At 61.3% G+C, this 22,892-nt stretch carries 19 protein-coding genes; 9 read left to right on the forward strand and 10 right to left on the reverse strand.

Going from position 1 to position 22,892, the window contains the following annotated elements:
• Positions 1–122 precede the first annotated feature (122 nt).
• From ACN0VH_RS15095 to ACN0VH_RS15105, 3 genes are all read right to left on the reverse strand, one after another.
• Positions 123–3,602 carry a translocation/assembly module TamB domain-containing protein gene (locus ACN0VH_RS15095; protein WP_417701058.1) on the reverse strand — a complete coding sequence of 1,160 codons (3,480 nt, stop codon included), beginning with the start codon at positions 3,600–3,602 and terminating at the stop codon, positions 123–125.
• Positions 3,602–5,398 carry an autotransporter assembly complex protein TamA gene (locus tag ACN0VH_RS15100; protein ID WP_417701168.1) on the reverse strand — a complete coding sequence of 599 codons (1,797 nt, stop codon included), beginning with the start codon at positions 5,396–5,398 and terminating at the stop codon, positions 3,602–3,604. Before ACN0VH_RS15100 ends, ACN0VH_RS15095 begins: the two co-directional genes overlap by 1 nt.
• Before the next feature lie 304 nt (positions 5,399–5,702).
• The gene (locus ACN0VH_RS15105) at positions 5,703–6,935 is read right to left on the reverse strand and encodes a urate hydroxylase PuuD (RefSeq protein ID WP_417701059.1); all 1,233 of its coding nucleotides are present in this window, start codon (positions 6,933–6,935) and stop codon (positions 5,703–5,705) included.
• Positions 6,936–7,132: 197 nt separating this feature from the next.
• Between ACN0VH_RS15105 and ACN0VH_RS15110 the strand changes: the two genes are divergently transcribed.
• A complete protein-coding gene (locus ACN0VH_RS15110) occupies positions 7,133–8,077 on the forward strand; it encodes a LysR family transcriptional regulator (protein WP_278921400.1) in 945 nt (314 codons plus the stop codon).
• Positions 8,078–8,400: 323 nt separating this feature from the next.
• Here the strand turns inward: ACN0VH_RS15110 and uraH are convergent, their stop codons facing one another.
• Complete coding sequence (gene uraH, locus ACN0VH_RS15115; RefSeq protein WP_417701060.1) at positions 8,401–8,757, reverse strand: hydroxyisourate hydrolase; 357 nt, start codon at positions 8,755–8,757, stop codon at positions 8,401–8,403.
• Positions 8,754–8,894, reverse strand: coding sequence for a hypothetical protein (locus tag ACN0VH_RS15120; RefSeq protein WP_278921398.1), 141 nt, complete (start codon positions 8,892–8,894; stop codon positions 8,754–8,756). Before ACN0VH_RS15120 ends, uraH begins: the two co-directional genes overlap by 4 nt.
• 60 nt (positions 8,895–8,954) lie before the next feature.
• Here ACN0VH_RS15120 and puuE point away from each other — a divergent pair, with 60 nt between their 5' ends.
• From puuE to ACN0VH_RS15135, 3 genes are all read left to right on the forward strand, one after another.
• Positions 8,955–10,373 carry an allantoinase PuuE gene (gene puuE, locus ACN0VH_RS15125; RefSeq protein ID WP_417701061.1) on the forward strand — a complete coding sequence of 473 codons (1,419 nt, stop codon included), beginning with the start codon at positions 8,955–8,957 and terminating at the stop codon, positions 10,371–10,373.
• A complete protein-coding gene (locus ACN0VH_RS15130; RefSeq protein WP_278921396.1) occupies positions 10,370–10,870 on the forward strand; it encodes an ureidoglycolate lyase in 501 nt (166 codons plus the stop codon). Before puuE ends, ACN0VH_RS15130 begins: the two co-directional genes overlap by 4 nt.
• 75 nt (positions 10,871–10,945) lie before the next feature.
• Positions 10,946–12,373 carry a uracil-xanthine permease family protein gene (locus ACN0VH_RS15135; RefSeq protein WP_278921395.1) on the forward strand — a complete coding sequence of 476 codons (1,428 nt, stop codon included), beginning with the start codon at positions 10,946–10,948 and terminating at the stop codon, positions 12,371–12,373.
• 285 nt (positions 12,374–12,658) lie between these two features.
• On the opposite strand, the gene ACN0VH_RS15140 is transcribed toward ACN0VH_RS15135, so the two are convergent.
• The 4 genes from ACN0VH_RS15140 to ACN0VH_RS15155 all read right to left on the reverse strand — a co-directional run bounded on the left by ACN0VH_RS15140 (position 12,659) and on the right by ACN0VH_RS15155 (position 16,134).
• Complete coding sequence (locus ACN0VH_RS15140; RefSeq protein ID WP_278921394.1) at positions 12,659–13,645, reverse strand: type I glyceraldehyde-3-phosphate dehydrogenase; 987 nt, start codon at positions 13,643–13,645, stop codon at positions 12,659–12,661.
• Between the two features lie 97 nt (positions 13,646–13,742).
• Positions 13,743–14,138, reverse strand: coding sequence for a hypothetical protein (locus tag ACN0VH_RS15145; RefSeq protein WP_417701062.1), 396 nt, complete (start codon positions 14,136–14,138; stop codon positions 13,743–13,745).
• Positions 14,139–14,285: 147 nt separating this feature from the next.
• Positions 14,286–15,110, reverse strand: coding sequence for a bifunctional allantoicase/(S)-ureidoglycine aminohydrolase (locus ACN0VH_RS15150; protein ID WP_278921392.1), 825 nt, complete (start codon positions 15,108–15,110; stop codon positions 14,286–14,288).
• Between the two features lie 247 nt (positions 15,111–15,357).
• Positions 15,358–16,134 (reverse strand): IclR family transcriptional regulator, encoded by a 777-nt coding sequence (locus ACN0VH_RS15155; protein ID WP_278921391.1) that lies wholly within the window; start codon positions 16,132–16,134, stop codon positions 15,358–15,360.
• A gap of 172 nt (positions 16,135–16,306) precedes the next feature.
• Between ACN0VH_RS15155 and ACN0VH_RS15160 the strand changes: the two genes are divergently transcribed.
• The 3 genes from ACN0VH_RS15160 (at position 16,307) to gcvH (ending at position 19,731) form a co-directional block, all read left to right on the forward strand.
• Positions 16,307–17,623: a Rieske 2Fe-2S domain-containing protein gene (locus tag ACN0VH_RS15160; protein WP_417701063.1), complete on the forward strand. Its 1,317-nt coding sequence runs from the start codon at positions 16,307–16,309 to the stop codon at positions 17,621–17,623.
• 80 nt (positions 17,624–17,703) lie between these two features.
• Positions 17,704–19,164: a glutamine synthetase family protein gene (locus ACN0VH_RS15165; RefSeq protein WP_417701064.1), complete on the forward strand. Its 1,461-nt coding sequence runs from the start codon at positions 17,704–17,706 to the stop codon at positions 19,162–19,164.
• Between the two features lie 207 nt (positions 19,165–19,371).
• Positions 19,372–19,731: a glycine cleavage system protein GcvH gene (gcvH, locus tag ACN0VH_RS15170; protein WP_278921388.1), complete on the forward strand. Its 360-nt coding sequence runs from the start codon at positions 19,372–19,374 to the stop codon at positions 19,729–19,731.
• Positions 19,732–19,774: 43 nt separating this feature from the next.
• Here the strand turns inward: gcvH and ACN0VH_RS15175 are convergent, their stop codons facing one another.
• On the reverse strand, positions 19,775–20,710 hold the full coding sequence (locus ACN0VH_RS15175) for a 2-hydroxyacid dehydrogenase (RefSeq protein ID WP_417701065.1): 936 nt from the start codon (positions 20,708–20,710) through the stop codon (positions 19,775–19,777).
• Between the two features lie 125 nt (positions 20,711–20,835).
• On the opposite strand from ACN0VH_RS15175, the gene ACN0VH_RS15180 reads away from it, so the two are divergent.
• Positions 20,836–22,071: an acyl-CoA dehydrogenase family protein gene (locus ACN0VH_RS15180; RefSeq protein WP_417701066.1), complete on the forward strand. Its 1,236-nt coding sequence runs from the start codon at positions 20,836–20,838 to the stop codon at positions 22,069–22,071.
• Positions 22,072–22,074: 3 nt separating this feature from the next.
• Complete coding sequence (locus ACN0VH_RS15185) at positions 22,075–22,881, forward strand: thioesterase family protein (RefSeq protein WP_417701067.1); 807 nt, start codon at positions 22,075–22,077, stop codon at positions 22,879–22,881.
• Positions 22,882–22,892 lie beyond the last annotated feature (11 nt).

A 22,892-nucleotide genomic window follows, 5' to 3' on the forward strand; every position in this document is an offset into this window, starting at 1 on the left:
CTAGCCTTGGCTTGGGGTAGACTAAACCCTTGGCGGTGTTTCGAAAAGGGCGTATGAAACGAAGGGTTCCCCCGCTGGCCTGTCTGCCAAGGGGGGCAGGCTGCCCCCGCTTGTGGGGGGCTTCAGTAATCGCGTTTGAAGAACAGGCCAAAGCCGCTTTCGCCCTGGTTGTCGACAGTGCCGGTGACGGTGACGCTATCGGTCAGATCCACATTGAGGCTCAACTCGCTGTCGCCACGGGTGTTGACGTTGAAATCGGTATAGGCCTTGTCGCTGATGTAGCCGCCAATCCCCAGCAAGCCCGAGCCGATGTTATCCAGCCCCAGTTCGACCTTGTCGGCACCTGTCTTGTCACGCAGCGCGTTCTTGTTGCCCAGGCCCCGACCGCTTAGCTGCAGCGCCGAGTTGGCCAGGCGTGCCAGCGCCAGCGGTGACAAATCATCCAGGTTGTCACCAAAGAGCAAGAGCGCCAGCGCCTGATCGCTGGGGCGTGGCGGATCAGAGGTGACCTTGATCTGGGGCGCGTCAATTGCGCCGGTGATTTCAAGCGTGGCGGTGCCGGTCGAGGTGCTGGCGGAGGATCTGAATTCCAGATAGGGTTTCAGATCGCCCAGCAGGGTAATGCGGCCCTCGTCCAATTCAAGCCGTCGCCCCAGAATGTCAAAGGTGCCGCGCACCAGGCTGATCTGACCCGAAGGTGCCAGGGCTGCGGTATTGCCGCGCAGATGGACCTGCCCGCCCAATTCCGCGTTCAGGCCGCGCCCACGGGCATAGATCCGGCCCGGTGCGTCGATGATCACATCCAGGGCGAGGCTCCCGGCACCACCACTGCTGGCGCCGCTTTGGATCAGTCCGGCACGGACGCGGGTCTGTCGGACGGCGCGGGGTTCATTGATATGGCGCAGCGGCGGAATGGGTGCAGCAGAGACCGATCCGCCAGCCGTATTGAGGTTGATCGTGGTCTCGCCGATATCGATGCGTCCGCTCAATCTGCTGTTGCTGGCCAGCTGTCCCGTCAGATCGAGATCCCCGTTTACAATCGTTTTATAGATTAGCTTATCCGTCAGCACTGCTTCCTGAATGGCAATGTTGAGGGCGCCTTCAAAAGGCGGGGTCAGGGACACAGGGCCGCTCACGCGCAGGCTGCCACCATCGCGCGGACGGGCCGAGATCTCTATCTGCGCGCGGGAATCTTGCAGCGTCACCGTGGCACCAATGTCATCAAGCCGTTGCGCCGCGGCGGGCAGGGCCAGCGACGCCCCGGCGGTGGTGATCTTGCCACGCAGCGCAGCAAGGCTGGGCGGCCCCTTCAGCGCCAGGTCAAAACGCGCGGTGCCTTTTAGCAGGTTGGGCTTGATAAAGGGGTTTGCCCCCTCCAGCCGGGCCGTGCCACTGCTGCTGATATCAGCTTCACCGCTGGCTTCATCAAAGCTGCCAGAAAGTTCAGCTTCGGCGCCTGCCGGGGCCTTGGTGCTGGCGTTGATCTGCCATCGGGCATCCCGGCGCTGGATCTCGCCGGTTGCGGTCAGGGTGCCGGGCAGGTCCGGCACAAAACGCTGCAGGTCTTTCAGGCTGGCGTCAAAGGTGAAATCGGCGGCCCCATCCAGTGTGGCCTGGCCCTCCAGGTCCGCAAAAGAGGCATTTGGTCCCTCAAGACGCAGGGTGCCGCTTAGGCTGTCGCCGCTGCGGGTGACCTCGCCTTGCAGGCCCAGTGGTCCGGACATCTGCGGCAGCAGCGGATTCAGATCCTTGAGGCCTGCGTTCAAGGACAGCGCGCCGTCCGTGCTGTTCAGCCGACCGCTGGCCTGGGCCGTGATCAGGCCACTGTCGAGTTGAAAATCTTCGATTGCCAACCCCGAGGCATCGCGCCCACCTGCAAAGGTCAGCGCAAGGCTGCCGCCGGTCAGGCGGTCAAGTTCGGCCAGGCCAGTTGTCAGCCCCTGACCTTGCAGCGCCAGATCAGTGTCAAACGCACCGGACAACGGCGTAAAGCCCCCTTTGAGCTGGGCCTGTAGCGCCCCCTCCAGCGGGCGGTCGGCCAGCGCAGAAAACCGTGCCAGACTGGCAGCGCCCAGACGCAGATCGGCTGCAACCTCCAGTCCGGCATCCAGACCGTGAAAGGCCAGATCGCCGCTGGCCTGATAATCTTCGCCCTGCAGGAGCAGATCTGACAGGGCCAGCGCCCCTGGCCCTTCGGAGGTGAGATTGGTCGAGAGCGAGATATCGCTCCCGATGGCTGCTGCAAGGGCGGGATCGCGCAGGTTCAGCCCCGTAAGATTGGCCTTTATATCACCGTCAAGCGAAAGCGGCGCGCCCTCAGCTTGTTGCAGCAGGCCCTGGGCGCTGATGCTGCCCTGCGAAATCAAGGCCTGAGGATGGCTGAGCTGGCGCAGATCGGCATTGATAGACCAGGGGCCGTTGCTGGTTTTTTGCGCCAGAATCTCGGCCTGGGCCAGGGTGGTATCGGCGCCGGGCAGTGGCAACATCACCGCTGTCTGCCCCTGGGGCGCTGTGATGCTTGCGCGCAGATTGGCGGTGTCCAACTGGCCAGCTGGTGTCATCGACAGGGCACCCGACAGATGCAGCGCGCGGCTGAGCAGCGCAAAACTGTCCAGTGTCAGGCCTGCGCCATTGGATGCAGTGGTTCCGCGCAGGGTCAGCCGCAGGTCTGGCCCAAAGAAGGGGCGAAAATCGGGTTGCAGCAGCACATCGATATCTCCGCCAAGATCGGCGGCAAAGCCGATGCCCCCGGCAGTGGGCGCTGTTGTGTCGGTGGTGGTGTCGGCTGACTGGGTGGGCTGTGCCTTCAGCACGACCTCACCGGCCAGACGTTCGCTGCCATTCGTCGCCAGAGCAATCTTGGCGGTGAAGTCCTTGACCGGGCCGCTGCCCGCTGCCGTAAGCTGCAGGCTGGGGCGGCCGGGCAGTTGCAGGCTGGTGGCGATCAGCCCGTCTGCGGCTTCGGACAGGTCCAGATCCAGATCAATCTGGCGGCTTTCATTGCTGTATCCGGCTAGCAGCCGCAGTTTGTCGCCGGGCTTGTCCAGCCGGTTTACCTTTAGCTCAGTTTTCAGGCTGCCATCGGCGAGTTTCAGATTGCCATTGAGGTTGAGCGTGGCCGCAAAGCCAAGCAGCGGCTGCCCCAGCTCAATGCGCTCCAGACTGATCTCGCCCAGCTCAACCGAGACGGGCAGCTCTGGCAATTGAAAAGGCGTGGCCTCGGGGGGGGGCAGGCTGGGGTCTTCTGGCAGGGGCTGCGGTGCCCGAAGCACCTTGATTTCGGCGGCGGTCAGATGATTGACCTGAAACTCGCCGCGCAGCAGTGCCAAGCGGTTCCAGTCCAGCTCGGCCTTGGTCAGTTCCAGCCAGACCCCGGCCTCATCCGCGACCGTCAGCTGTTCGATGCTCGCCTGCGAGGAAAAAGCGCCGCTTAACCCGCTGACGGTAATGAACTGATTGTCGCCCGACAGGTTGTCCTGCAGAAAGCTTTCCAGGAAACTTGGCTCTGCGTCGCTGTCTTGTGCGGCCAGCGGGACGGGGCCGGTCAGGCACAGGGCTGATGTGACCAGTATCGCCGTGCGAAGGGGGGAAAAATGTCGCATCAAAAGGCCTGCCCGATACCAATGTAAAACTGCAATCCGTCGCTGCTGTCGCCATCCACCGGATAGGCAAAATCCACCCGCAGTGGCCCGATCCCTGCCACATCATAGCGCAGGCCTAGTCCGGCGCCAGAGTGGTGCTGCGACGCGCTGGACACAAAAGGGTCGCTATCCACATAGCCGATGTCGAAAAATCCGACCAGCGAAAGCTTGTCGCTCAGCTTGCCACGGAGTTCTGCCGAGAGGGCAAGGTAGCCACGCCCACCCACCGAGGCATTGCCAACCGGAATGCCCAGCGACTGATATTCGTGCCCGCGCACAGATCCCGACCCGCCGGAAAAGAACAGCAATGTCGGAGAGGCATTGCTGAGCGAAGGCCCGATCAGTGCGCCCAGCTGCGCCCGGCCTGCCAGGACAATACGGTCATCGCTGCCAAACCCATGATAAAGCCGCCCGTCCATTTTGACCTGTAGCCCAGAATCCGTGCCATCAATCCCGATAAAGGGCATCAGCCGCGCGTCGATGAAATAGCCGGCTGTTGCGTTGATCTGGCTGTTGCGCTGGTCATATTCGGCCCGAAACAAACCTGCGACAAATTTGAAACGCCGCTTGCCAAAGGCATCGCGGGCCAGAATGCTGCTGCCGCCGATAGCCGCCTCTGCAAAGAACTGATCCGAAAACACCCTTCGGACCCCGATACCAGCCGTTGCTTGGGTCGCGGAATAATGCTCTTCGTCCAGGCGCTCGACCTCGAGCAGGTAAAACAGGTTGTCATCAGGGCCGAGCGTTGCTGGACGATCCAGCCGCAGGGCAATGCGCCCGCCGATGTCATTGCTGCCGCCCAGACCGGTGATCCGGCTTTCAAAGCGCAGTTTCTCGGCGCCGCCAAACAGGTTTCGATGCATCCAGGTCGCAGTGAGTTCTACCCCATCAGAGGAGCTGATCTCTGCGCCAAAGGACAGGCGCCGCGGTGGCATGTCTTCGACTTTGGCCACATAGTCGAGGGTGCCATCGGGGTTGGCCTGGGGGTGCGGCTGCAGCGTGACAGTCGAAAACGCACCGGTGCGGCGCAGGCGGGTGGCGGATTTGGCCAGCAGGTCGGGATGGTAGACTTCTCCGCTGGGCAGGCTGGCAATGCGCTGGATCGCTGCTTCTTGCACCGCACTGGGCGTGGTGAGAATCAATTTCCCAAAGCGCAAGCGTGGTCCCGGTGTCAGTGCCAGCCGGGCATCCAGCCTGGCGGCACGGTGATCTGCGGTGATGGCCTGTTGGCCCAGGCGGGCCTGCGGATGCCCGGCCCGTTGCCAGGCCTCTACACCTGCGGCGGTCACATCGCGCAGGACCCCGGTCTTGGCGGGCTGCCCGGTGGCAAAACTTTCGGGAATTTCGACTTCGCTGGGCGACGGCCAGGGGCTAATCTGGGCACGGCCAAAGCGGAAACTTGGGCCAGGCACCACGGTGATCTGCACCTGATTGATTTGGCGCGGCGCGTTCAACGGTTGGATCTGCGCCGCCTCGCGGCCGTCGATCCGGATGTTCACCTGCGGCGAAAAATGCCCCGCATCATAGAGCACCTGAACCAAAGTGCGATAATCCGATAGGGCAGCGGCTAGCAGCTCTTGCGGATCAACGGCATCCTGAGCCGCCAAAGAGGCCGAGGCCCCCTGTAAGCGCTGGCGCAGTGCATCCGATGCACCCGGAGCGATTAAAACGGCTTCGGCACTTTGGCCTGGGTTGGGCAGGGTGAGCACAGCAAGGCAAAGCGACAGGGACAAGCGCGTAAGCCTGACCGAGAACATAGGCGAAGCAGCCGTGCGCAGAGCCTTGCGCAGGGGCGAATATAGAAACATGGGCACTCCGGGCAGCGTGCAGGGGCGGGCGCAGATCACCTCCCCAAAGGTTGCAGGGCAGACCAACCTATTAAGGGCAGCGTCGTGGTGTTCCGGAGAGATTAGCAGAGCAGGGCACAAGGTAAAGTGGTCAGGTGTCAGATGCCGGAAAAGTCAGCCGATGCGGCGATAACTTGCGTGGCGATCCTATGCGCTCCTGGTGGGGGCTGTGGCGGCAGGCAAGTTATCGCCGCCGGGAAGGCGTAGGGAGCAATTACATTTGGGCGTTCTTGAACCAGCGGCGGATCGCGGCACGATCTGCGGGCTCCATATAGGTGATATTCGCAGGGGGCATCGCATCGGTCACTCCGGCATGCAAAAACACGGCTGCGGCCTGGCGGGCAAGGTCTGCTTCGGTTTCCAGCAAGACCCCCTTTGGGGCGGTGCGGATGCCATCCCAAAAGGGTTCGCGCGCGTGGCACATGCTGCATCGGCCCAGCACAATGTCATGTACCTCTGCGAAGCCCTCGGCCTGGGCCATCACCTGTGCGGTGCCGGTCAGCGCCGCCTGCTCTTCGGCTTCGCTGTCATGTTCCAGCCCCAGGGTGGACAGGATGATGACCGCAAGGAACAACAAGATGGTCACCAGCCATGTCCAGGTGGGATTGCCGGTGCCCGCATGTTTGGTGTTGAAGTAATGGCGGATGGTCACCCCCATCAGGAACACCAGTGCCGCAATCAACCAGTTGTAATCGCTGGCAAAGGCCAGGGGGTAGTGGTTTGATAGCATCAGGAAGATCACTGGCAGGGTGAGATAGTTGTTATGGGTCGAGCGCAGTTTGGCAATCTTGCCGTATTTGGCATCCGGCGTGCGTCCGGCTTGCAGATCCGCCACGACGATGCGCTGATTGGGCATGATGATAAAGAATACATTTGCCGTCATGATGGTGGCGGTAAAGGCCCCTAGATGCAGCATCATCGCCCGGCCGGTAAAGACCTGGTTGAGCCCATATCCCATCGCCACCAGCAAGCAAAACAGCAGCAGCATCAGCAGGGTGGGGCGCGCCGCCAGGCTGGCAGTCTTGCACAGGCGATCATAGACCAGCCAGCCAATCGACAGGGTCGCGGCCGAGATGGCAATGCCTTGCCACAGGCTCAGCTCGGCTTTGGCCTGGTCGATGAGGTAAAGTTCTCCGCCGACCCAGTAGACCACCATCAAAAGGGCAAACCCCGATAGCCAGGTGCTGTAGCTCTCCCATTTGAACCAGATCAGATGTGCGGGCATTTCGGCCGGGGCCACCAGATACTTGCGGATGTGATAAAAGCCGCCGCCATGCACCTGCCATTCTTCGCCATGGGCACCAACGGGCAGATCCGGGCTTTTGCGCAGCCCCAGGTCCAGCGCGATGAAATAAAAGGAGGATCCGATCCAGGCCATGGCCGTGATCACATGCAGCCAGCGGATGGCAAAGCCCAGCCAATCCCACATCATCAGAATTTCATACATGCCGTGCCCTCTGCCTTACGATTTGGTCTGCGCCGTGACGCGATGGGGTTTCCCCAATGGCTACCCTAGGCAAACCGAAGTTTATTCGGTATTCCAGTAAACTTCCAAGCTGTATCAAAAAAAACAAGAAGAATGGTGCTGCGGTGGGATATGGGCCCGGCGGGCGCAATGATTGAGCATGAAATGACTGGGGGCGTATGTCTTATCTCGACAATATCCGAACCTTTGTAAGGGTCTATGAACTGGGCTCCATGTCGGCGGCAGGGCGGGATCTGCGCGTCTCTCCGGCGGTCACCTCGGCGCGGATTTCGCAGTTGGAGGACTACCTTGGGGTGCGTTTGTTCCAACGTACCACCCGCAATCTGACCGCAACCGAGCAAGGCCAGGCGTTTTATGCCGGGGCGGTTGCGGTGCTGGACACCGTGGCCCAGGCCGAGGCCCAGGTCATGCATCTGACGGATACCCCGCGCGGCAGCCTGTTTGTGGCCGCCCCCCTTGGTGCCGGACGACGGCTGGTCGCACCCGAAGTGCCTGAATTTTTGGCACAATACCCAGAGATCAAGATGCGGCTAAGGATGTCTGATCGCAGCGTCGACCTGACTACCGAGGGGCTGGATCTGGCGTTCTTTCTTGGCCAGCCAGAGGATAGCAACCTGCGCATTCGCAAGATTGCCGATTGCCAGCGGGTGCTCTGTGCGGCCCCCGGTTATATCAACCGTCATGGTGCCCCCCGCAGTGGTGCGGATCTGGTTGGCGGGGCGCATAACTGTTTGAACCTGCGCTATCCCGGCGCCAGCGAGTTCCAGTGGATGCTGCAAAGCGATGAGGGGCCAAAACGATTTGCGGTTTCGGGGCGCTATGAATGTGATGACGGCGATGTTCTGACCGATTGGGCGCTGGCGGGCGAGGGAATCGCGCTGAAGCCGGTGTTCGAAGTGGCTGAGCACTTGACCTCTGGTGCCCTGGTGGCGGTTGCAGAAGAGACGCCGCCGGTTTCCGTGCAGATGGCCTGTCTTTATACTCATCGTCGCCATCAGGATCCAAAAACGCGTCTGTTCATGGATTTCATGACCCAACGGATGGGGGCCTCGGTGCGCGCGGCTGAGGCTTTGGCCTTTGGGGCGACAAAAGCTGCCGGTTGATCTGGAATCTTGTCAAAGGGGGGCTCCCGCCCCCGGTTGTAGGCCCTGGCGGGCCCACCCCGGCGTTGGGCCCGGCGCCGCTGCGCGGCGCAGGGCGCTGTTTGGCCTAGGCTGGTATTGCCTTGGCCCAGGGTCTGGTGCGGTTGGAGCTTGGGCGAAAAGAAAGAAATTTGCTGAGAAGCGCTTCAGGGGGCGATCTGCCCCTGAAGACGCCTGAGCGAGTGTATCTGTGTTCTGCCCGCCTCAAGGGCAAGCCGGGCGAGGCCCGGCGGCTGCGCCGCCCTTGACCCGGTCACAACACGGCAGGCGGAGGGTGCGGGCAGTCAGCTGCCGCGATAGGTTGAAAAGCCAAAGGGCGAGAGCAGCAGCGGTACATGGTAATGTGCGCTGGCGTCATTGATGCCGAAGCGGATCGGCACCTGATCGAGGAACAGCGGGTCGGCATCAGCCTGGCCGGTTGCGCGCAGGTAGCTGCCCGCGTCAAACACGAGCTCATAGGTACCGCAGGCAAAGGCGTCTTGCGGCAGGATCGGGCTGTCAGTACGTCCGTCTGCATTGGTGGTCATTGTTGCCAGTTTGCTGCGCGTCTCGCCCTGCAGCTGGTAGAGGGTGATGGGCAGGTCGGCGGCGGGGCAGCCCCGGGCAGTGTCCAGAACATGTGTCGTCAGGTATCCGGTCATTTGGGCGTTGCTCCTTGTTGCAGTGCTGCTTTTTCCTGCACCAGTTCCATTTCTGCTGCAAACACCCCCGTTTTGACAGTGTATTCGGGAATATTTGAAAACCAAGCCGCCTGTTTTGCAATAGCAAGGAATGACAAGGGGCTTTGCAGGGTGTCACATGTCGCTGCAGGCCAGAAGTGAAAAGAGAGACGCAGCCCATGAACCGATATCCGCGCAATATGATTGGCTATGGGGCGCAGGCCCCGAATGCAGCCTGGCCGGGCGACGCCCGTGTGGCGGTGCAATTTGTGCTGAACTATGAAGAGGGCGGCGAGAATTGCACGTTGCATGGGGATGCCGCCTCTGAGGCGTTTTTGTCCGATATCGCGGGGGCGGCCCCCTGGGAGGGGCAGCGCCACTGGAACATGGAATCCATCTATGAATATGGTGCGCGCGCTGGGTTCTGGCGGCTGCATGACATGTTCACCCGCGCTGACATTCCGCTGACCATTTATGGCGTTGCCACCGCGCTGGCACGATCCCCCGATCAGGTAGCCGCGATGAAGGCCGCAGGCTGGGAAATCGCCAGCCACGGTCTGAAATGGGTCGAACACAAAGAGATGCCCGAGGCGGAAGAACGCGCCGCCATTAAAGAGGCCGTCCGGCTGCATACCGAAGTTGTCGGCTCTCGCCCGCGTGGCTGGTACACCGGGCGATGCAGCAGCAACACGGTACGTCTGGTGGCCGAAGAGGGAGGTTTCGACTATGTGTCGGATGCCTACGACGATGACCTGCCCTACTGGCTGGAGGTTGGCGCGCGCGATCAGCTGGTGATCCCTTACACGCTGGAGGCCAATGACATGCGCTTTGCCACAGCGCCGGGTTATATCACCGGAGAGCAGTTCTTTCAGTATCTGAAGGATGGTTTTGATCTGCTTTATGCTGAGGGCGCCGCAGGGGCGCCGAAGATGATGAACATCGGTCTGCACTGCCGTCTTATCGGACGTCCTGGCAAGGCCGCTGGCCTGAAGAAGTTCATCGACTATATCCAGGGCTTTGACGGAGTCTGGTGCCCGCGCCGGATCGAGATTGCCGAGCATTGGGCCAAGCAGCATCCGCATCAGCGGCGTGAACGCCCCAGCCAGATGGACTTGGCGCGGTTTGTCGAGGTCTTTGGCGGTGTTTTTGAACATTCTCCCTGGATCGCCGAACGCGCCCATGGGCTGGAGCTGGGGGCGGCGCATGATACGGCGGGCGGGGTGCATAATGCGCTGTGCCGGATGTTTCGGTCCGCGAGCGAGGAGGAGCGCCTGGGGGTGCTGACCGCGCACCCGGATCTGGCGGGCAAACTGGCGGCGGCCAAACGGCTGACGGCAGAAAGCACATCCGAGCAGGCCAGCGCCGGGCTGGATGCGCTGACAGATGCTGAACGGGCGCGCTTTGGCCAACTGAATGAGGCCTATGTCAACAAACACGGGTTTCCCTTCATCATTGCGGTGCGCGACTATGACAAGGCGTCGATCTTGGCGGCCTTTGAACAGCGCATCGACAACAGCCGCGAGGTAGAATTTTCCGAGGCCTGCAGGCAGGTGGAACGGATTGCCGAATTCCGCCTGCGCGATCTGGTGCCCGCATGACACGCGCCGATGACCGGATCCTGATACAGCCGATCAGCGCCGGGGGCTTTGCCCCCTATGGTGATCTGCTGGAGGTGACTGGCGCGCCGGACAAGCTGATCAATCAGGGGCTTTGTGGGCGGTACCATGATCGTGCCCAGCTGGATTTTGCGGATGGCCGCGCCGGGGTCAGCCTGTTCAAGGCTGAACCACGCGACCTGCCGATGCCGCTGGCAATGATGGAACGTCATCCCGAGGGCAGTCAGGCCTTTATCCCGATGAGCGAACATGGCTTTCTGGTTATTGTCGCGCCGGATGTAGATGGCGGGCCGGGGCAACCCCTGGCCTTTGAAACCCAGCCAGGGCAGGCGATCAACTTTCATCGTGGCACCTGGCATGGGGTGCTGACCCCGCTGCAGGCGCCGGGAATCTTTGCGGTAGTGGACCGGATCGGTATGGGGGCCAACCTGCAGGAACATTGGTTCGACACCCCCTATGTGGTGGCGCGCCGAGAATAGATGCAGACCCGGAAACCAACCGCCCGGCAGAAGGTGGTGGTTTCCACTATGACCAACAGAACGAGGAAAAATAGAATGGCTGATGGATCAATAGGGAGCCCGGCACAGCTGCGGGATCCGAATTTCACGCCGCCCCTGGCGCGGGCGGTGCCGCTGGGCATCCAGCATGTGCTGGCGATGTTTGTGTCGAACGTGACGCCCGCGATCATTGTCGCGGGGGCGGCGGGCTTTGGCTTTGGCTCCAACTCGCCGGATTTTCCGGAACTGTTGTATCTGATCCAGATGTCGATGCTTTTTGCCGGTGTGGCGACCCTGTTGCAGACTGTGACGCTGGGGCCTGTGGGCGCGGCGCTGCCGATTGTGCAGGGGACGTCCTTTGCCTTTTTGCCGATCATGATACCGCTGGTGGCGGGCAAGGGTGTTGACGGTCTGGCGGCGCTATTTGGCGGGGTGCTGATTGGCGGTATCTTTCATGGGATGCTGGGGCTGGTGATCGGCAAGATCCGCTTTGCGCTGCCACCGCTGGTGACAGGGCTGGTGGTGACCATGATCGGTCTGGCGCTGGTCAAGGTTGGCATTCAATATGCGGCCGGCGGGGTGCCTGCGATTGGCACGCCTGAATATGGCTCTTTGTTGAATTGGTCGGCAGCCTTGGTGGTGATCTTTGCCACCCTTGCGCTGAAGTTCTTTGCGCGTGGCATGCTGTCGGTTTCGGCCGTTCTGCTGGGGCTGATCGTGGGCTATATCTATGCGCTGCTGATGGGCATGATCACGTTTGACGCGATCGGGAACAGTTGGTCGCGTGCCGCTGGTTTTGCGCTGCCGGTGCCGTTCAAATATGGTTTCGAGTTCTCTTTTGCAGCGATCCTGGGCTTTTGCCTTATGGCCTTTGTGTCGGCGGTTGAAACGGTTGGCGATGTCAGCGGCATCACCCGTGGCGGCGCCGGGCGCGAGGCGACAGACAAGGAAATCGCTGGTGCGACCTATGCCGATGGCCTTGGCTCGGCGGTGGCCGGGATCTTTGGCGGCTTGCCCAATACCTCGTTCAGCCAGAACGTCGGGCTGATTGCCATGACCGGGGTGATGAGCCGCCATGTGGTGACCATTGGCGCCCTGTTCCTGATCCTCTGCGGTCTGGTGCCAAAGGTTGGCGCGATCATCCGCACCATCCCGATTGAGGTGCTTGGCGGCGGTGTCATTGTGATGTTTGGCATGGTTGTTGCAGCGGGCATTTCGATGCTGTCGGATGTGGATTGGAACCGGCGCAATATGGTGATCTTTGCCATCGCTCTTTCGGTTGGTCTGGGGCTGCAGCTAGAGCCGGGCGCGGTGCAATATCTGCCTGGTACGCTGAAGGTGCTGATGACCAGTGGCTTGCTGCCGGCCGCACTGATTGCCATTGTCCTGAATTTGATCCTGCCCGCCGAGTTGGCGGATGAGGCCACCGAAGAGGTTTCAGGTGGGATGGCCGGTCATGGCGACGGTAGCCTGCCCGGAGAGTAATCCCCTGGTGCCAGATTGAACGGGGCACTCCCGCCCAATCTGGGACAATCAAAGATTGGCCCAGATCCGTTGGGCCCAGCGCCGCGCTATCGCGCGGCGCTTTTCTTTTGCTGAGAAGCCCTCAATGGGCAGCCCTGCCCAGTGAGGGCCTTGGCGAGGATAACGGACCCCATCCCGCCTCAAGGGTGAAGCGCGCTGGCGCGCGCCAGCCTAGGCTGCCCTTGACCCGGGCTGTGGCAAGACGGAAGGTGGCTACCGAAGCGGGGGCGCCGGATTGAACTGGGGTCAGGGGCGGGCCATCAGGCGGGCGACATCAAGCATGCGCGCGGAAAAGCCCCATTCGTTGTCATACCAGCCAAAGACCCGTATTTGCTGCTCGCCAACCTGGCGTAGTTCAGGGGCGGCCAGTACCAGGGATTCTGGTCGGGCGCGCAGATCCGAAGAGACCAGCGGCATTTCGGTCCAGCCCAGGACCTCGGTTGCGGCGGCCCCGGATTTGAGCGCGGCGGTGAAGTCGGCCATCTGCATTGGCTTTTGCAGTCGCGCCACCAAATCGACAGCCGAGACACTGGCGGTTGGCACCCGCACGGCGGCACCGCTGATCCGGCCTCTCAGGTGCGGCAGCACCTCGTCGATCAGATGGGTGGCCGAGCTGGTGGTCGGCACCATCGACAGCGCCCCGGCGCGCGAGCGGGCAAAATCGCCGCGTGGGGCATCCACCATGGGCTGCGAGTTGGTATAGCAGTGAATGGTGGTCATATGGGCGCTGTCGATGCCGCCGATTTCATCCACCAGCTTGACCAGTGGTGCCAGCCCATTGGTGGTGCAGGAGGCATTGGAGACGATGCGCGCGGTGCCAAGCTGGTCGTGGTTGACACCATAGACGAGTGTCTGTTCCGCAGCCGGCGACGGGCCTGATATCAGTACCTTGGCCGCACCTGCGGCCAGGCCGCGTTGGGCAACATCAGAGCTGCGGGCGATGCCGGTACAGTCCAGCACCACATCAACACCCGAAAGATCAACCCCTGTCAGGTCTGCCTTGTGATGCAGCGGGATCGAGCGGCCCAACACCCGCAGCTGTCCGTCACCGTGTTCAACCGGGTGCGAAAAGGGGCCAAAGGTGCTGTCATATTGAAACAGATAGGCGCACATCTCCAGCGGCGCAATGTCGTTGATGCATGTCACCTCTATCCCATCGCCGCGCGATGTGGTGAGGATCTGGCGTAGGATGGCGCGGCCAATGCGGCCAAATCCGTTGATGGCAATTTTCATGAGAGCAGGTCTCCGGGGCTCTGCATGTCCGGCAAAAGGAAAGGGCAGAGGTCTTCAGGGGCAGATTGGATAGGGCTGGCAGTGCGGCGCAGGCGCGCTAGTCCTGCGGGCAGATCAGAGTGGCGAAATAGCTGCCGGAAATATCGCGGTATAGCGTGTCGCGATTGGCGCTGCATCCGGTGGCGCTATGAAAGGCGCGAATGGCCTGGCGCACGCTGAGCACAGCTGGCGGGCGTTTGGGCAGCAGTTCTGTATTGAGCCTGGTGGCCCTGTAAAAGCCGGGAGCCTCCTCTGCCGGGCTGACATGCCAGGTACGTCCCAAGACAGAAACCGATTTGGTTTCTGCCGTGTCCTTGGCGCTGGCGGCCAGGGGGGGCAGGCTTGCTGCAAGGGCCAGGACAAGGCCCAGGCGTAGGGCTTTGCCCAGGCGGGCTACAGGCTTACCTGTCTCCAGATTCCGGATTAGGCCGCATGGCTGTATGCTCTGTCTCATGCTCCAAGGCTCCCACTGGGTGAAAAACATTGACCACAGCCTAGCGTGACGATCTGGCTTTGCAATGGGCATCCCTGCCAAGTGCGGCAAAGAAAGCGACAGGGATGCAGGTTTTTTGGCGGGTGCCAGTTTGCGACGGTGCCGGGGCTACAGGCCGAGAGGCATATGTCTGTTGACGTCCTTGTACAGCAGGTAGCGGAACGGACCCGGCCCGGCGGCGTAGCAGGCCTGGGGGCAAAAGGCGCGCAGCCACATGAAGTCGCCGGCTTCGACCTCGACCCAATCTTGATTCAACCGGTAAACTGCCTTGCCCTCAAGCACATAGAGACCGTGTTCCATCACATGGGTTTCCTCAAAGGGAATGACGCCGCCGGGTTGGAAGGTGACGATCGTGACATGCATATCGTGCGACATGTCTTCGGGATCCATGAAGCGGGTGGTGGCCCAGCGGCCTTCGGTGTCAGGCATCACACTGGGAGCGATGTCCTGTTCCTTGCAGACAAAGGCCTGCGGTTTGGACAGGCCGGGTGCTGCTTGCCAGCGTTTGCGGATCCAGTGAAAGCTGGCGGCCGCATCGCCGGTGTTGTGCAGGCTCCAGCTGCTGCCGGCAGGCAGATAGGCAAAGCTGCCGCTGGTTAGTGTGTGGTGGGTGCCGTCGATGGTGATCTCTAGCGCGCCATCGGTGACAAAGAGACTGCCCTGGGCCGCGCTATCGCTTTCCGGCGTGTCAGAGCCGCCACCGGGCTGCAGTTCGACGATATACTGCGAAAAAGTCTCAGCAAAGCCTGTCAGCGGTCGAGCGATCACCCACATGCGCATTCCTTCCCAGCTGGGCAGGTAGGAGGTGGTAATATCGCGCATCGTACCCTGGGGCAGCACTGCATAGGCATCGGTGAAAACCGCGCGTCCTGTCAGCAATTGCTCCTGGCCGGGGTGGCCGCCTTTGGGGGTGAAATAGCTGCTTTGGGTCATCCTGGTCCTCGTTCAATCCGGCGCGCTATGCCGCGTGCCTGTCGCGTCGTCCCTGGTGCGGGTGTGGCACATTGGGGGCTTGTCTTCGCGACTATGCTCTGGCTTTGACCCGGCTCCTAGCGGCACAAGAAGGATAGCTTTCTTCGTGATTTTTTGAAAACAGGTCCCAATGTGGGGGGGGCGGGAAACCAGCCAGTCTGCTTGCCGGGTGGTGGCAAGCAGCAGGCGTCAAAACGCACTGATCTGGTTACAGATCTTCGACCACATTAGTCTGGCGCAGATCCGCAGCACAGATTTGCAGGGCCTGTAGCAGGGCTTCGGTGTTTTTGCCGGTATCGCTGCCGCGCGGTGCAGAGCTGCCAACCACCACAGGGGTTTGGCCGGGGCGCGATACCGGGACAGCATAGCCGATGATGCCGGGTTCAAATTCGCTATCGGTGAGGCAATAGCCCTGGCTGCGTGCCTTGGTGATCTGCGGCAAGATCTCTGCTGCGTCGCGCCGTGATTGTTCAGTGTGCTGCGGGATGTCGGCGCTTTCTAGCAGGGCAGCGGCCTCTTCCTGCGCGAGGCAGGCCATCAACATCCGGCCCAGGCTGGTATGAACCAGCGGAATATGTGCGCCAGCGGTGAACCCATAGGTGATGGGGCCATGTTCGGTGGTGGATTGGGCCAGCAGCAGGACACGACCTTGGTCAAGCGTGGCCAAGCTGACCTCGGCGTCGATCTTGCGTGCGTGCTGGTTGAGGATGGGCTGCACCCGGCGGCCAAACTGGTTGGCCTGCAGAAAGCCGCCTGCCAGTGCCAATACTCGTGGGGTCAGCGACAGCATGCGGCCTTGCTGGCGCAGATAGCCGGCCTGCACCAGGGTTAGCGCGCCGCGCCGCGCCGTGGCACGATCCTGCCTCGTGCGGCGTGCGATTTCCGCCAGCGTCATGCTGGGGGTGGCGGCATCAAACACGGCCAGAACAGCCAGGCCTTTGGCAAAGCTCGAGGAAATATTGCGGTCTTGTTCTGGTTTGGTCATGGTCCGGTCGCTTGTATTGTCTGAAGGGCAGGGGAGGCTTGGCCTTGACAATGGCCGGTACACATCGCAAAAGTTGATCGTATTTAACATCATAAGTACGTATAACGAACTAAGTCAAGTCTGTTTTACTAGGCAGATCCCTATAGGTCCATCGCAAGAAGGAAAGCCAGCCATGATTAGCCAGGAAATGAACGACAGCCTCACCCGGGTTGGCAAAGGCAGTGATGCGGGCGAGGTACTGCGGCGATACTGGCAGCCTGCGGCGCTGCTGGATGAGCTGGACGGCCCGCGCCCGGTGGTGCCGGTACGGCTGTTGGGCGAAGATCTGGTCCTGTTTCGCGATAGCGAAGGGCAGTTGGGCCTGATCGGGCGGCACTGCCCGCATCGTGGTGCTGACATGTGTTTTGGTCGCCTCGAAGACAACGGGCTGCGCTGTCCTTTTCATGGTTGGCATTTCAATCGCGCGGGTCAATGCGTGGAACAACCCGGAGAGCCGGAAGGCAGCCGGATGCATGAAAAGATCCAGAACACGGCCTATCCGGTGGTCGAACGCAATGGGATCATCTGGGCCTATATGGGGCCCGGCACACCGCCGGACTTCCCGGCTCTGGACTGCTTTCGTGCCCCTAGCAGCCATGTCTTTGCCTTCAAGGGCCTTTGGGAATGCAACTGGCTGCAGGCAATGGAGGTTGGCATCGACCCGGCGCATGCTTCGTTCCTGCACCGGTTCCTGCAGGACGAAGACCCGGCGGAGGCCTATGGCAAGCAGTTTCGCGACACCGCCGGAAATACTGAAATACCGATGACCAAATTGCTGCGCGATTTCCCCCGGCCCGAAATCATCGCGGAAGAGGCCGATCATGGGCTGAAGGTGACCGCGCTGCGTGATCTGGGCGATGGACGCACCCATGTGCGTATCACCAATCAGATCTTTCCCGAAGCGATCTGCATCCCCATGTCGCGCGAGATGACCATCACCCAGTGGCATGTGCCGATCGATGATGAAACCTGCTATTGGTATTCCATGTTCACCAGTTTTGATCAGCCGGTGAATAAAGAGCTGATGCGCGAACAGCGCCTGAAGGAGCACCGCCTGCCGGATTATGCACCGCTGAAAGGGCGGCATAACAACTATGGTTTCGATCCCAAAGAACAGGCAACCGAGACCTATACCGGCATGGGGCTGGATATCAACGTGCATGACCAATGGGCAGTAGAAAGCATGGGGCCCATCCAGGACCGGACGCAGGAACACCTGGGTAAGACCGATGTTGCCATCATCCGCTACCGTCGCCAGTTGCGCGCCGCCATTGCGGCGGTGAAAGAAGGTCGCGACGCTGATCTGCCAATGCACGGCGGGCTGGACCTTGGTACGGTTTTTGGGCCAGTTTCCAACGACTCGATTGCGCAGGATGGTGATTGGGAGCGCGCGGCGCAGGAGGCTGACCTTCAGCGTCGCGGTGCCTGCCCCTGGAATGCCAAGGTCTAGGCGACCTGCCAGTGCATCACGAAAGACGGATCCCGGAGGCAGCCAGTGGGCTGTCGCCGCAATATAAGGCGGAAAGTGCAATGGCTGAAGATCTGGCAACAGGGCGCTTGGCGCGTGCGGGGCTGCTCAGCTCAGAGGCGTTGGCGCAGGCCAGCGAGGTTCTGGCCGAGGCGCGTGCTGCCGGCCTAGAGACGCTGCGGGTGCTGATGGTGGATCAGCACGGTATCCTGCGGGGCAAGACCCTGGTGGCTGACGCCTTTGAGGGGCTGTTTCGCTCTGGGCTCAACATGCCCTCGACGCTGCTGTTGAAAGATACCTCGCATCGCACGGCCTTTGCGGTCTGGGGCGCGGGGGGCGAGGCCGACGACCAGGGATTTGAACCGATGCGTGGCGCGGGCGACATCCTGTTGGTGCCCCGCCCCGAGACATTTCGCATCCTGCCTTGGTCGCCGCATTCTGCCTGGATTCTGTGTGAGACAACGCAGTCCGACGGCACGCCGATTGGTTTTTCCTCGCTTGAGGTGCTGCGCCGGGCCGAGGCCGATTTGCAGGCCGAGGGAATGGAGGCGATCTTTGGGCTGGAGGTCGAATTCCAGGTCTTTGAGCGCCAGGACAGCGGGCTGGACCACGGGCAAAGCACCATGCCCGGCGCGCCTATTGCCACCCGCAACCTGACCCAGGGCTATCAGTATCTGACAGAAACCCGCTATGGCGATTGCGAGGCGATGCTGGACCAGATCCGCCGCAATGCCCAGGCGCTGGGCCTGTTGGTGCGCTCGGTCGAGATCGAGATGGGGCCGAGCCAGTTTGAATTCACCTTTGCGCCGCTGCCCGCCGTGCAGCAGGCTGACGCCATGGTGATGTTTCGCACCATGGTCAAAGAGGTCTGCTCCCGCGCCGGGTTCCACGCCAGTTTCATGGCCAAGCCGCGGTTGGAGAATGCCATGGCAAATGGCTGGCACCTGCATCAATCCCTGGTGGATCGTGCAAGTGGGCGCAACCTGTTTGAACCCAATGCTGACGGCAGTCTCAGTGTCGCGGCCTCGGGCTGGATTGCAGGGCTTTTGACCCATGCAGAGGCCTGTTCGGTGATGATTGCGCCGACGGTGAACAGCTATAAACGCTATCTGCCGTTTCAGCTGGCACCGGATCGGATCCAGTGGGGGCAGGACAACCGTGGGGCCATGCTGCGCGCCTTGATGCAGCCGGGCGATGCGGCCTCGCGCATTGAAAACCGCGCGCCGGACAGTTCCGCCAATCCCTATTATGCCATTGCCGCCCAGATCCTGGCCGGCTCTGCCGGGATGGCCGCAGGACTGCAGGCGCCGCCTGCAACCACCTCTCCCTATGAAGGGGCGGCGGCGCGGCTGCCGCGTTCTTTGGGGCAGGCGCTGGGGGCTTTTGAGGGCTCGGATCTGTTTGCCACCACCCTGGGGCTGGATTTCGTCAGCTATTTGTCGCAGCTGAAACGGTTTGAATGGGATCGCTATCTCAATACTGTCAGCGAATGGGAACAGGCAGAGTATTTCAACCTGCTATAGGCCGTGTTTGCACGGGCTTCGGCGTGCTTTTGCGTCTTGAACGCACCTCTGGGCGCTGGTACTTTGTGCCCCTGTCTATGGCAGGCCCAGGCGGCATGTGCCTTCGATCCCGATCAGACCAAGATTGGATCGGAACCACCCCCCGATCTGGATGGCCAGACCTAGATAGGTAAGCGATCTGGATAGGCAAAAGACAGGATGACAGTGATGAAATTTACCGAAGAACACGAATGGCTGGATGTGGATGGCGATGTGGTGACTGTTGGCATCACCGCCCATGCCGCCGAGCAGCTCGGCGATGTGGTCTTTATCGAACTGCCAGAGGTTGGCGATGAATTTGCCAAGGACGACGAGATCGTGGTGATTGAATCGGTCAAGGCGGCTTCGGATATTCTGTCGCCGTTGGATGGTGAAGTGGTCGAGGTGAATGAAGCCCTGACCGAAACCCCCGGCAAGGTAAACGATGACCCGCAGGGCGATGCATGGTTTTTCAAGCTGAAGGTCGAAGACCTCTCTCCGATGGAAGACTATATGGACGAACGCGCCTACAAGGCCTTTATCGGCTGAAGATGCTTCCCCGTTGCACCCAGTGTGCAACGGGGAATTGGCATCAGTAGCCGCGCTGCCGGTCAACCAGATGCAGCAGCGGCTCTTCTGCGCCCAATCGGCGGAAATTTTCGGTCACATCCCCCAGGGCATCGCCCAGATGCCAGCCAGAGACATGCGGTGTGATGGTGATCTTTGGGTGCTGCCACAGGGGGTCTGATGCGGGGAGAGGTTCGCGGCACAGTACATCCAGCACCGCGCGGCCCGGTGTGCCGCGATCCAGCGCCGCAATCAGTGCGGCCTCATCCACCAGATCGCCGCGCCCGGCATTGATCAGGGTGGCACCGGGTTTCATCGCCGCCAGGCTTTCGGCATTGATCAACGCGCGGGTCTGTGCGGTTGAGGGCAGGATGGCGCAAACATAATCACAGTGCCCCAACATCGGTATCAGCGTGGCGCGGCCATGGTGGCAGGTCACGCCGGGGATCTCCTTGGCAGAGCGGCTCCAGCCGTGCACGTCAAAGCCGAGATCGCGCATCAGCAGCGCCGTCTGATTGCCGATATGGCCCAGCCCCAGCACCCCGACGCGGGTTTTGTGATTTTGTTTTGGCGCCAGCGGTTCCCAGGCGGCGCGGGCCTGGCTCTCGGCGTGGGCTGCAATATTGCGTTGTGCATGCAGCACATAGGCCAGGCAATACTGGGCAATCTCGCGGGCCGGTTCCAGTGGTTTCAGCCGTGCCACCTGCACCTCGGGGGCGATGGCGGGGTGGGCGACGATGGTTTCCACCCCGGCGCCCAGTTTCTGCACCAAGGCCAGGTTTGGCAGTTTGGCCGGTAGGTCTGCCGCCAGCGCTGAAACCGCCAGCATGGTGATATCGGCCAGATCTCCGGGGGCGTCCAGGGTGCGAATATCGGCTTCTGGCATTCGTGCGCGCAGTTCCTGTGCCAGTTCGTCGTCCTTGTACCAGCCGTCGTGCCCAATGTTCACCAAGAGCGCCATGCCCGTTCCTTTCCGTTGTTTTTCCTTTGTCAGCCAATAACGTTCCGTCACTGCGCTGGACAGATCTTGCCAGACTAAGCCATGGTTTTTGCTAAAGCGAAAGCGGCAGTGGAGGAGATTCTGGGATGGATATGAATTTTGGCATGCGGGCAGAGAACCGCAAGCTGTTGGAGCGGGTCGCCACCATGGTGCGCGACGAGATCATGCCACTGGAGGCCGAATACCAGGCCGAAGTCGCCACCGGAGACCGCTGGCAGTATACCGCTCGCCAGACCGAAATCCTGGAGGGATTGAAGGCAAAGGCCAAGGCGCAGGGGCTGTGGAACTTCTGGCTTACCGATAGCGATAAGGGCTTTGGCCTGTCGACGGTGGAATATGCTTATTTCGCCGAGGAAATGGGGAAGACGCCGCTGGGAGCCGAGGTCTTCAACTGTGCCGCGCCGGACACCGGCAATATGGAAGTGTTTGAGCGTTACGGCACAGAGGCGATGAAATCGGAATGGCTGGCGCCGCTGCTGGAGGGTAAGATCCGCTCTGCCTATCTGATGACCGAACCGGATGTGGCCTCTTCGGATGCGACAAATGTGTCGATGTCCTGCGTGCGCGACGGCGATGACTATGTGCTGAACGGCGAAAAATGGTGGGCTTCGGGGGCGGGTGATCCGCGCTGTAAGGTCTATATCGTCATGGTGAAAACCGCCGACGAGGAACAGCCCAAGCATCAGCGCCAATCCATGATCGTTGTGGGGGCGGATAGCCCTGGCATCGAAGTACTGCGGCCAATGGAGGTATACGGTCACGACGACGCACCACACGGCCATATGCATATCCGCTTTACCAATGTGCGGGTGCCTGCGGAAAATCTGCTGCTGGGCGAGGGCCGCGGCTTTGAAATTGCCCAGGGGCGGCTTGGGCCTGGACGGATCCACCACTGCATGCGCGCCATCGGTCAGGCGGAAAGCGCGCTGGAGCAGATGTGCAAGCGGTCGCTGAACCGCGAAGCCTTTGGCAAGAAGCTGGCCCATTTGGGCGCGAACTATGACATTGTTGCGGAATGCCGGATGGAAATCGAAATGGCGCGTCTGCTCTGCCTCAAGGCGGCCTGGTACATGGACCAGGGCGATGGCCGCGCTGCCGCGCCCTGGATCAGCCAGATTAAGGTGGTGGCACCACGCGTGGCGCTGAAGGTGATTGACGAGGCCGTGCAGATGTTTGGCGGGCAGGGCGTCAGCCAGGACACGCCTCTGGCCGTTGCCTGGACCCATGTGCGCACCCTGCGTCTTGCCGATGGTCCCGATGCGGTGCACCGCCGTCAGGTGGCCCGCGCTGAGTTGAAGAAGTACACGCAGGAAAAGGTCTGATCCATGACTTCCAAGGCTCTCATGGCGCCATCGTTCTTCTCGCAAAACTCTGATGGGGTTTTTGTGGGCAATGACCCGGCGCGGGGGCCCTGGTCCGCCGATCATTGCCATGCCGGGCCGGTCACCGGCCTGGCCGCCCGCGCCGTCGAGATCGAAATCGGCGCAGAGAAAATGCTCTGCCGGCTGACACTGGATATTCTGCGCCCGCTGCCCCTGTCAGGGCTGCGGGTTGCGGCTGAAACCACCCGGCATACCCGCACATTGGCCACGACGCAGATCACCGTGCATGATCTTGACAACACCCTTTGCGCGCAGGGCACCTCTATGCATTTGGTGCGCAAGGATCTGGGCGATGTGCCAACCGCAGCGGTGGTGCCGCTAGACCGCGCCAAGGCTGTGCCTGGTCCCTTTTCCATTGGCGTCGGCCTGCATGACAAACCCTATTTCGGCCAGTTTCTGGATGTGGCCTATCCGCCAGGGTTTGACCTGCATCCGGGCCCCAAGACATTGTGGATGCGCACCCCAAACCTGCTGGAGGGCGAGCAGCAATCGCCGATTCAGTCGCTTTGTGCGCTGGCGGATTGTGGCAATGGCATCTCGTGGAATGCGCCCCCCAAGGAGATGGGGTTCATGAATACCGATCTCACCCTCAATGTGCACCGCGAGCCAGAGGGAGATTGGCATGCCTCAGAGTCCATTTCGCATTGGCACAGCAGCGGCATTGGTATGTCCCAATCAGTCTTGCAGGACGAAAAAGGCCCGGTGGCGACAGCCCTGCAGACGCTCGTTCTGCATCCGCCCAAGGCCTAACAGGACAGGCG

The sequence above is a fragment of the Pseudophaeobacter sp. genome, assembly GCF_048267565.1.
Lineage (GTDB): Bacteria > Pseudomonadota > Alphaproteobacteria > Rhodobacterales > Rhodobacteraceae > Pseudophaeobacter > Pseudophaeobacter profundi.

Bases quoted from the DNA above. Each gene is read 5' to 3' on its own strand.
- ACN0VH_RS15100 (WP_417701168.1), bottom strand. From the start codon at position 5,398: ATGTTCTCGGTCAGGCTTACGCGCTTGTCCCTGTCGCTTTGCCTTGCT.
- ACN0VH_RS15145 (WP_417701062.1), bottom strand. From the start codon at position 14,138: ATGAGACAGAGCATACAGCCATGCGGCCTAATCCGGAATCTGGAGACA.
- ACN0VH_RS15150 (WP_278921392.1), bottom strand. From the start codon at position 15,110: ATGACCCAAAGCAGCTATTTCACCCCCAAAGGCGGCCACCCCGGCCAG.
- ACN0VH_RS15155 (WP_278921391.1), bottom strand. From the start codon at position 16,134: ATGACCAAACCAGAACAAGACCGCAATATTTCCTCGAGCTTTGCCAAA.
- gcvH (WP_278921388.1), top strand. From the start codon at position 19,372: ATGAAATTTACCGAAGAACACGAATGGCTGGATGTGGATGGCGATGTG.
- uraH (WP_417701060.1), bottom strand. From the start codon at position 8,757: ATGACCGGATACCTGACGACACATGTTCTGGACACTGCCCGGGGCTGC.
- ACN0VH_RS15110 (WP_278921400.1), top strand. From the start codon at position 7,133: ATGTCTTATCTCGACAATATCCGAACCTTTGTAAGGGTCTATGAACTG.
- ACN0VH_RS15095 (WP_417701058.1), bottom strand. From the start codon at position 3,602: ATGCGACATTTTTCCCCCCTTCGCACGGCGATACTGGTCACATCAGCC.
- ACN0VH_RS15160 (WP_417701063.1), top strand. From the start codon at position 16,307: ATGATTAGCCAGGAAATGAACGACAGCCTCACCCGGGTTGGCAAAGGC.
- ACN0VH_RS15175 (WP_417701065.1), bottom strand. From the start codon at position 20,710: ATGGCGCTCTTGGTGAACATTGGGCACGACGGCTGGTACAAGGACGAC.
- ACN0VH_RS15185 (WP_417701067.1), top strand. From the start codon at position 22,075: ATGACTTCCAAGGCTCTCATGGCGCCATCGTTCTTCTCGCAAAACTCT.
- puuE (WP_417701061.1), top strand. From the start codon at position 8,955: ATGAACCGATATCCGCGCAATATGATTGGCTATGGGGCGCAGGCCCCG.
- ACN0VH_RS15130 (WP_278921396.1), top strand. From the start codon at position 10,370: ATGACACGCGCCGATGACCGGATCCTGATACAGCCGATCAGCGCCGGG.
- ACN0VH_RS15105 (WP_417701059.1), bottom strand. From the start codon at position 6,935: ATGTATGAAATTCTGATGATGTGGGATTGGCTGGGCTTTGCCATCCGC.
- ACN0VH_RS15165 (WP_417701064.1), top strand. From the start codon at position 17,704: ATGGCTGAAGATCTGGCAACAGGGCGCTTGGCGCGTGCGGGGCTGCTC.
- ACN0VH_RS15180 (WP_417701066.1), top strand. From the start codon at position 20,836: ATGGATATGAATTTTGGCATGCGGGCAGAGAACCGCAAGCTGTTGGAG.
- ACN0VH_RS15140 (WP_278921394.1), bottom strand. From the start codon at position 13,645: ATGAAAATTGCCATCAACGGATTTGGCCGCATTGGCCGCGCCATCCTA.
- ACN0VH_RS15135 (WP_278921395.1), top strand. From the start codon at position 10,946: ATGGCTGATGGATCAATAGGGAGCCCGGCACAGCTGCGGGATCCGAAT.